Here is a 5,563-nt window from a genome sequence, read left to right as displayed (position 1 = left end):
CGCACGCCCCACAGCCCGCGCACTGCCTGGTACAGGAAGATTGCCGCCACCACCAGCACCAGCGCGCTCGCGGCCAGCGCCGCGACAACCCACAGCGCGTGCATCATGCGGCGCTCCCTGCGGCCGGCGCCGGCGTGCCGGGCCGCGCGAGCCCGTCCTCGTAGATCGCCACCATGCGCTTCATCCGCGCATCGAACAGGAAGCCGTCGCGCACCTTCGTGACCGCCGCCGTGCCCATCGCCGCACGCCGCACCGGGTCGCCGAGCAGCGCTGCCAGYGACTCGGTGAAACGCGCCAGGTCACCCGGCGGCACCAATAGCCCGTCGACGCCGTCGCTGATCACCTCGGGGATGCCGCCCACCGCCATCGCGACGCCGGGTACGCCGTGCAGCATCGCCTCCAGCAGCACGTTCGGCAGGCCTTCGCGCAGCGAGGCCATCGCCAGCAGGTCGAGTGCCGGGTAGATCGCCGGCAGGTCGTTGCGGTGGCCGAGCAACCGCACCGTGTCGCCCAGCTTCAGCTGCGCCACCTGGGCCTCGATGTCCGCGCGCTGCACGCCTTCGCCGGCGATCAGGAAGCGCGCCTTCGGAAAACGCGGCGCGAGCTGCGCGGCCGCATCGACGAACAGCCGGTGTCCCTTCTCGATGCCCAGCCGCCCGATGATCGCGACGACCTGCGCGTCGTCGTCCAGCCCGAGCGCCGCGCGCGCATCACTGCGTGCTTGTGCGCCCTGCGCCTGGTACGAACTCCGGATCGCGTTGTGCACGACGGTGATCTTGCGATCCGGCACGCCGGCCGCGACGGCGAGCTGCCGGTAGCTCTGCGACACGCAGACCACGCGATCGAAGAAGCGCCACAGGRAGGCCTGCAGCCGCTCGTACAGCCGCACTTTCGCGTTCTCCGAGGTCCAGCCGTGGGCGGTCGTGAGGGCCGTCACCTTGGCGCGGCGTGCGGCCAGCAGCGTGTACAGGTCGGCCTTGTAGCCGTGGCTGTGCGCCACGGTGCCGGGCTGCGCGGCGAGCTGCGCGGCGAGCGTGCGGATGGCGCCCAGGTCGAGTTTGCCGGCCGAAGGAATGCACTCGTAGTCGATGCCGGCCTCGCGCACCTTGCGCGAGATCGGCGTGTCGTCGGTGTTCCAGAGGTTGATGATGCGGGCGTGCCAATCGCTGCCGCGCAGTGCGAGGCATTCGTTGATCACGGTCTTCTCGGGGCCGAACACGTCGTCGGCGCTGATGATGTGGATGAGGGTCTTCACACGGTCTCCAGGACGCCGAAGCGCAGGCCGGCTGCGCGGGCGTTGTCCAGCAAGCGCGGCAGGGCCTGCGCGGTCACCGGGGTGTCGTCATGGAACAGCAGGATGTCGCCGTCCGTCAGGGCTTGCGGCGTGACGCGCGCTTCGAGTTCGGACGCCTGCTGCACGAACGAGTCGCGGGTCTCGAACGACCACATCACGATCTTCACGCGGTTCAGCAGGCACCAGACGATGCGCAGTACCGACAGCTCGCCGTACGCCGGCCGGTAGCTGCGCAGGCGCACGCCGAAGCGCGCGGCCACCGCACGCATGCGGCGCAGGTCGTCGAGCTGCTCGCGCCAGCTCATGTCGCTGCAGTGCCGGTGGGTGAAGCCGTGCAGCGCGATCGCATGGCCGCGCTCGCGCACCTCGGCCACCAGCGCCGGGTGGCGTTCCATCTCCTGCCCGATCATGAAGAAGGTGGCCTTCACGCCGCCGCGCTCCAGCGCATCGAGCACCTGCGGCGTGACCACCGGGTGCGGGCCGTCGTCGAAGCTCAGGTACAGGCCCGGCGCATCGCCGCGGTAGCGCAGCACCGGGCTCAGCAGCTTGCGCAGCAGCGCCTTGATCACTGCAGGCCTCCGGCATAGATCTGCAGGTAGCGCTGCGCGGCGCTCTCCAGCGAGAAGGCCTCGCGCTGGCGTTGGGTGGCGGCGCGGCCGAGCGTGGCGCGGCGGCTCGCATCCTGCAGCAGCGTCAGCATCGCCTCGGCGAACGCGGCCTCGTCGCCGTCGGGCACCAGCAGGCCGCTCTCGCCTTGCAGCACGGTCTCGGGAATGCCGCCGACCTGCGTGCCGATGACCGGCAGCCCGGCGCGCATCGCCTCGAGGATCGCGATCGACACGCCTTCGTAGTGCGACGACATCAGGAACACATCGGCGGCCGCGAGCAGCTCGGCCACGTCGTTGCGGAAGCCGAGGAACTCGACGCGAGACGCCACGCCGAGCGAGGCGGCCAGCGCCTCGAGGGCCGGGCGGTCGGGCCCGTCGCCCACCAACTGCAGCCGCGCATCGGGCCGCGAAGCTGCGACACGCGCGAACGCGCGAACCATCATCGCGTGGTTCTTCACCGCCGCCATGCGCCCGACGGTGATGAAGGTGGTGCCGCGGCGTTCGCCCTGCAGCGACACGCGTTCGTCGATGCCGTTGTGCACCGTCTCGACGCGGCGCGCGTCGATGCCGATGTTCTCGACGACGTAGCTCTGGATCGAATGCGAGACGGTGACGATGCGCTGGTGCCAGCGCGCCGCGAAGCGTTCCAGGCGGTGGCGCAGCGCGAGCTTCAGGCGCGGGATGAGGCGGYGGCCGTAGTCCTGGTAGTTGCCGTGCACCGTGTGGACCAGCGGCACACCGGCGAGCCGGGCGGCGAGCGCCGATTCGAGGTACACGCCCCACAAGTGCGAATGCATCACGTCGAAGCCCTGTTCGCGCACCAGCCGTGCAAGGCGCCACGGCACGGTCAGGTCGTTGCCCTCGCCCTTGCCGAGCGAGAACACCTGCACGCCGTCGCCCAGGCGCTGGGCCAGTTCGCCGCTGTGCTTGACGCAGCAGACGGCGGGCTGGCAGCGGCCCTTGGTGGCGGCGACGAGGTCGACGACGACCTTCTCGGCGCCGCCGAAGTCCAGGGTCTCGATAACGTGCAAGACCTTCATGGTCCGCTGGCCGCCAGCATCCGTTCGCCCTGAGCTTGTCGAAGGGTCGGACTGAGCCTGTCGAAGGCCGGTTGACGCTGCACCGGCTCCTGTGCCGCGCTGCGGCGACAACCCTTCGACACGGGCCCTCGACAAGCTCGGTCCCTGCTCTGGGCGAACGGTTGATCGGCTCATGCTGCCACCTCTTCCCGCAGAGAAGACGACTTCACCGGCTCGTTCTTGCACAGGCGTTCGATCTGTTGATACATCTCCCAGGCTGTCACGTAGTGCAGCGAGAACCCGGGTCGGTCGCGGAAGCGCTTCGCCAGTTCGGTCCACATGCGCTGCATGCCGCCGTCGAGCAGCGCGCCTGCGGTGCGTTCCTCGGCACCGTGCGTGTGAACCTTGATGAACAGGTGGTTCTCCACGCCCTCGATGCCGATGGCCGCCTGCTCCCACAGCGCGACGCGCGCCGCCGTCGGCAAGGCATCGGCCGAGATCTCGCTCGATTCGATGCGCGGCATGATGCCGGCCTTGCGGTCGCTCCAGTTCAGCGCCAGCGGGCCCTGCACCATCAGCAGCTCCTTGTCCTGCAGCCACTCGCCCACGCGCGCGTCGCGGCCGTGGTCGTGCGATTTGCAGCAGCCCGCTTCGCCATGCGCGAAGTAGATCGAATTGATCTTGCTCGTCTGCGTGTCGCTCGGCGCCGACGGCAGCGTCATGTCCATGCGGCATCCGGTCTCGTGCAGCACGTCGAGCTCGTTGTTCACGCCGCACCAGCGGCCGTCCGGGCGCGAGTTGTCCAGCGCCCAGTTGCCATGGATGAAGGCATACAGCACCTGGCCCGTCACCGGATCCTTGCGCAGCAGGCCATGCCGCTCGTTCAGCAGCCTGGTGAAACCCGTCAGCGTCCTGCGCAGGTTCTCGGCCGTGTCGTTGTCGTGGTGCAGGTGCACCTCCACGTCGCCGAAACCGCGTTTGCACAGGTCGGCCAGCTGGTCGAGGATCACCTCGTCGTACTCCTCCTCGGGGTAGAAGAACGAATGCTGCGGATGCCGGCCGTTGCTGTCGGTGTGCTCCGACGCGATCTTCGGGTAGCGGTCCATCCAGCGGTCGACGCGTGCGCGTGCGGTGGCCAGATCCGGCTTGTGCCAGAACGGCTCGTAGTGGTCGGCGAAGCAGAAGTGCACATGCGTGTGCGGCGCACTGCGCCCACGCAGCCGGCGCGGCCACTGCTTCAGGTAGCTGGCGATCCACAGATCCATGTGGCGCGAACGCAGCAGGCGCCAGAACACGCCGGCACCGGCGGCAACGAGGATGAGAAGGATGATGGCGACGATCATCGCTGTGCCTTTCGCCAGCTCGTGCCCTGCTTGCCGGTCACGAAACGCACGAAGCCCAGCAGCGCCGCCAGGTTCATCGTGCAGAAGTAGAACGGCACGTACAGCGCCGTCGGCAGCGGCCCGCGGCGCAGCCGCAGCCAGCCGGCCCACGCGGTGCCGTAGAACAGCAGCTGCAAGGCCACCAGCACCTGGTACGCGACGACGCCATTCGCCGCCAGCCACAGCGAGCCGATGGCGATCGCCACCAGGAACAGCGGCACCAGGTAGCGCAGCACCTTGTGCGACAGGTACGCGAGCGCGAACCACGACAGCGGCGGCAGCAGCCGGCGCCATTGCTGCGCGATGGTCTGGAAGCCGCCCGCCACCATGCGCACCTTCACGAAGAAGTCGTCCTCGATGCGGATCGATGCGTACTCGGTCGAGCGCGCCGCCGGCTCGTACAGGATGCGCTTGCGCTGGTCGACGATGTCGAAGGTGATCTGCGCGTCGTCGTTGATGATGTGCTCGGCGATCGGCCGCCACAGCCCGCGGCGCATCGCGAAGATCTCGCCGTCGGCATTGGTGATCGAGCCGATCCGCCCCTCGGCCAGCTTGATCGCCGATTCATAGCGCCAGTACAGGCCGTCGCCGACGCTGCTCTCGCGGTCGCCGGCCTCGCGGATCTGCTTGACGCCGCACACGCCGCCCACCGCCGGGTCGGCGAAGTGCCGCACCAGCGCCTTCAGCGCATCACGGTTGAAATCATTGTTGGCGTCGGAGAACACCACGATCTCGCCGGTGGCGGCCGCGACGCCGCGGTTCAGCGCCGCCGTCTTGCCGCGCCGCGGCGCCTGGTGCATCGAGACCGCGCCGCGATCGGCGTAGCGCGAGACGATCTGCGGCGTGCTGTCGCTCGAACCGTCCGACACGACGATCAGCTCGATCGGGTGCGGGTAGTCGAGCTCCAGCGAGTTGAGGATCTTGCCCTCGATCACGCGCTCCTCGTTGTACGCGGCGATCAGCAGCGTGACGCGCGGCCATTGTGTACCGCCCTCGGCCGGATACTCGGCCGCAGCGCCACGCCCGCGCCAGCGCGCGATCAGCAGCACCAGCGCCGGGTACACCGCGTAGTGATAGAGCACCGCAGCGATGCTCAGCAGGACGATCAGTTTCATCACGAAGCCATTCTCGAATTCTTCAACCCAGCGGCCGCACCGCCGCACGCTGCGCCGGCGCGGGCGGCAGCACGCTGGCCAGCGCCGGCGGCGCCGGCGAGCGCACCAGCAGCTCGATGCAGCTCTCGATCAACGCGTTCAGCTC

Annotated in this window: 5 protein-coding genes; all 5 read right to left on the bottom strand. The window is 69.1% G+C overall.

Features of this window, described 5'->3' with window-relative positions:
- Positions 1-103: 103 nt before the first annotated feature.
- Positions 104-1,255 carry a glycosyltransferase gene (locus AC1D12_RS23175; RefSeq protein WP_477843109.1) on the bottom strand — a complete coding sequence of 384 codons (1,152 nt, stop codon included), beginning with the start codon at positions 1,253-1,255 and terminating at the stop codon, positions 104-106.
- On the bottom strand, positions 1,252-1,863 hold the full coding sequence (locus AC1D12_RS23170) for a polysaccharide deacetylase family protein (RefSeq protein WP_465111205.1): 612 nt from the start codon (positions 1,861-1,863) through the stop codon (positions 1,252-1,254). Before AC1D12_RS23170 ends, AC1D12_RS23175 begins: the two co-directional genes overlap by 4 nt.
- A complete protein-coding gene (locus AC1D12_RS23165; RefSeq protein ID WP_477843107.1) occupies positions 1,860-2,942 on the bottom strand; it encodes a glycosyltransferase in 1,083 nt (360 codons plus the stop codon). Before AC1D12_RS23165 ends, AC1D12_RS23170 begins: the two co-directional genes overlap by 4 nt.
- Positions 2,943-3,112: 170 nt before the next feature.
- Positions 3,113-4,264, bottom strand: coding sequence for a hypothetical protein (locus tag AC1D12_RS23160; protein ID WP_477825146.1), 1,152 nt, complete (start codon positions 4,262-4,264; stop codon positions 3,113-3,115).
- The gene (locus AC1D12_RS23155; protein WP_477825145.1) at positions 4,261-5,418 is read right to left on the bottom strand and encodes a glycosyltransferase family 2 protein; all 1,158 of its coding nucleotides are present in this window, start codon (positions 5,416-5,418) and stop codon (positions 4,261-4,263) included. Before AC1D12_RS23155 ends, AC1D12_RS23160 begins: the two co-directional genes overlap by 4 nt.
- Positions 5,419-5,563: the final 145 nt, after the last annotated feature.

This window comes from Rhizobacter sp. P1_G5 (assembly GCF_056405435.1).
This window is presented reverse-complemented; position numbering and strand designations above follow the sequence as displayed.

What these genes read in the sequence shown, in the direction of transcription:
- AC1D12_RS23160 (WP_477825146.1), bottom strand. Translation starts at nt 4,264, where the DNA reads ATGATCGTCGCCATCATCCTTCTCATCCTCGTTGCCGCCGGTGCCGGC.
- AC1D12_RS23155 (WP_477825145.1), bottom strand. Translation starts at nt 5,418, where the DNA reads ATGAAACTGATCGTCCTGCTGAGCATCGCTGCGGTGCTCTATCACTAC.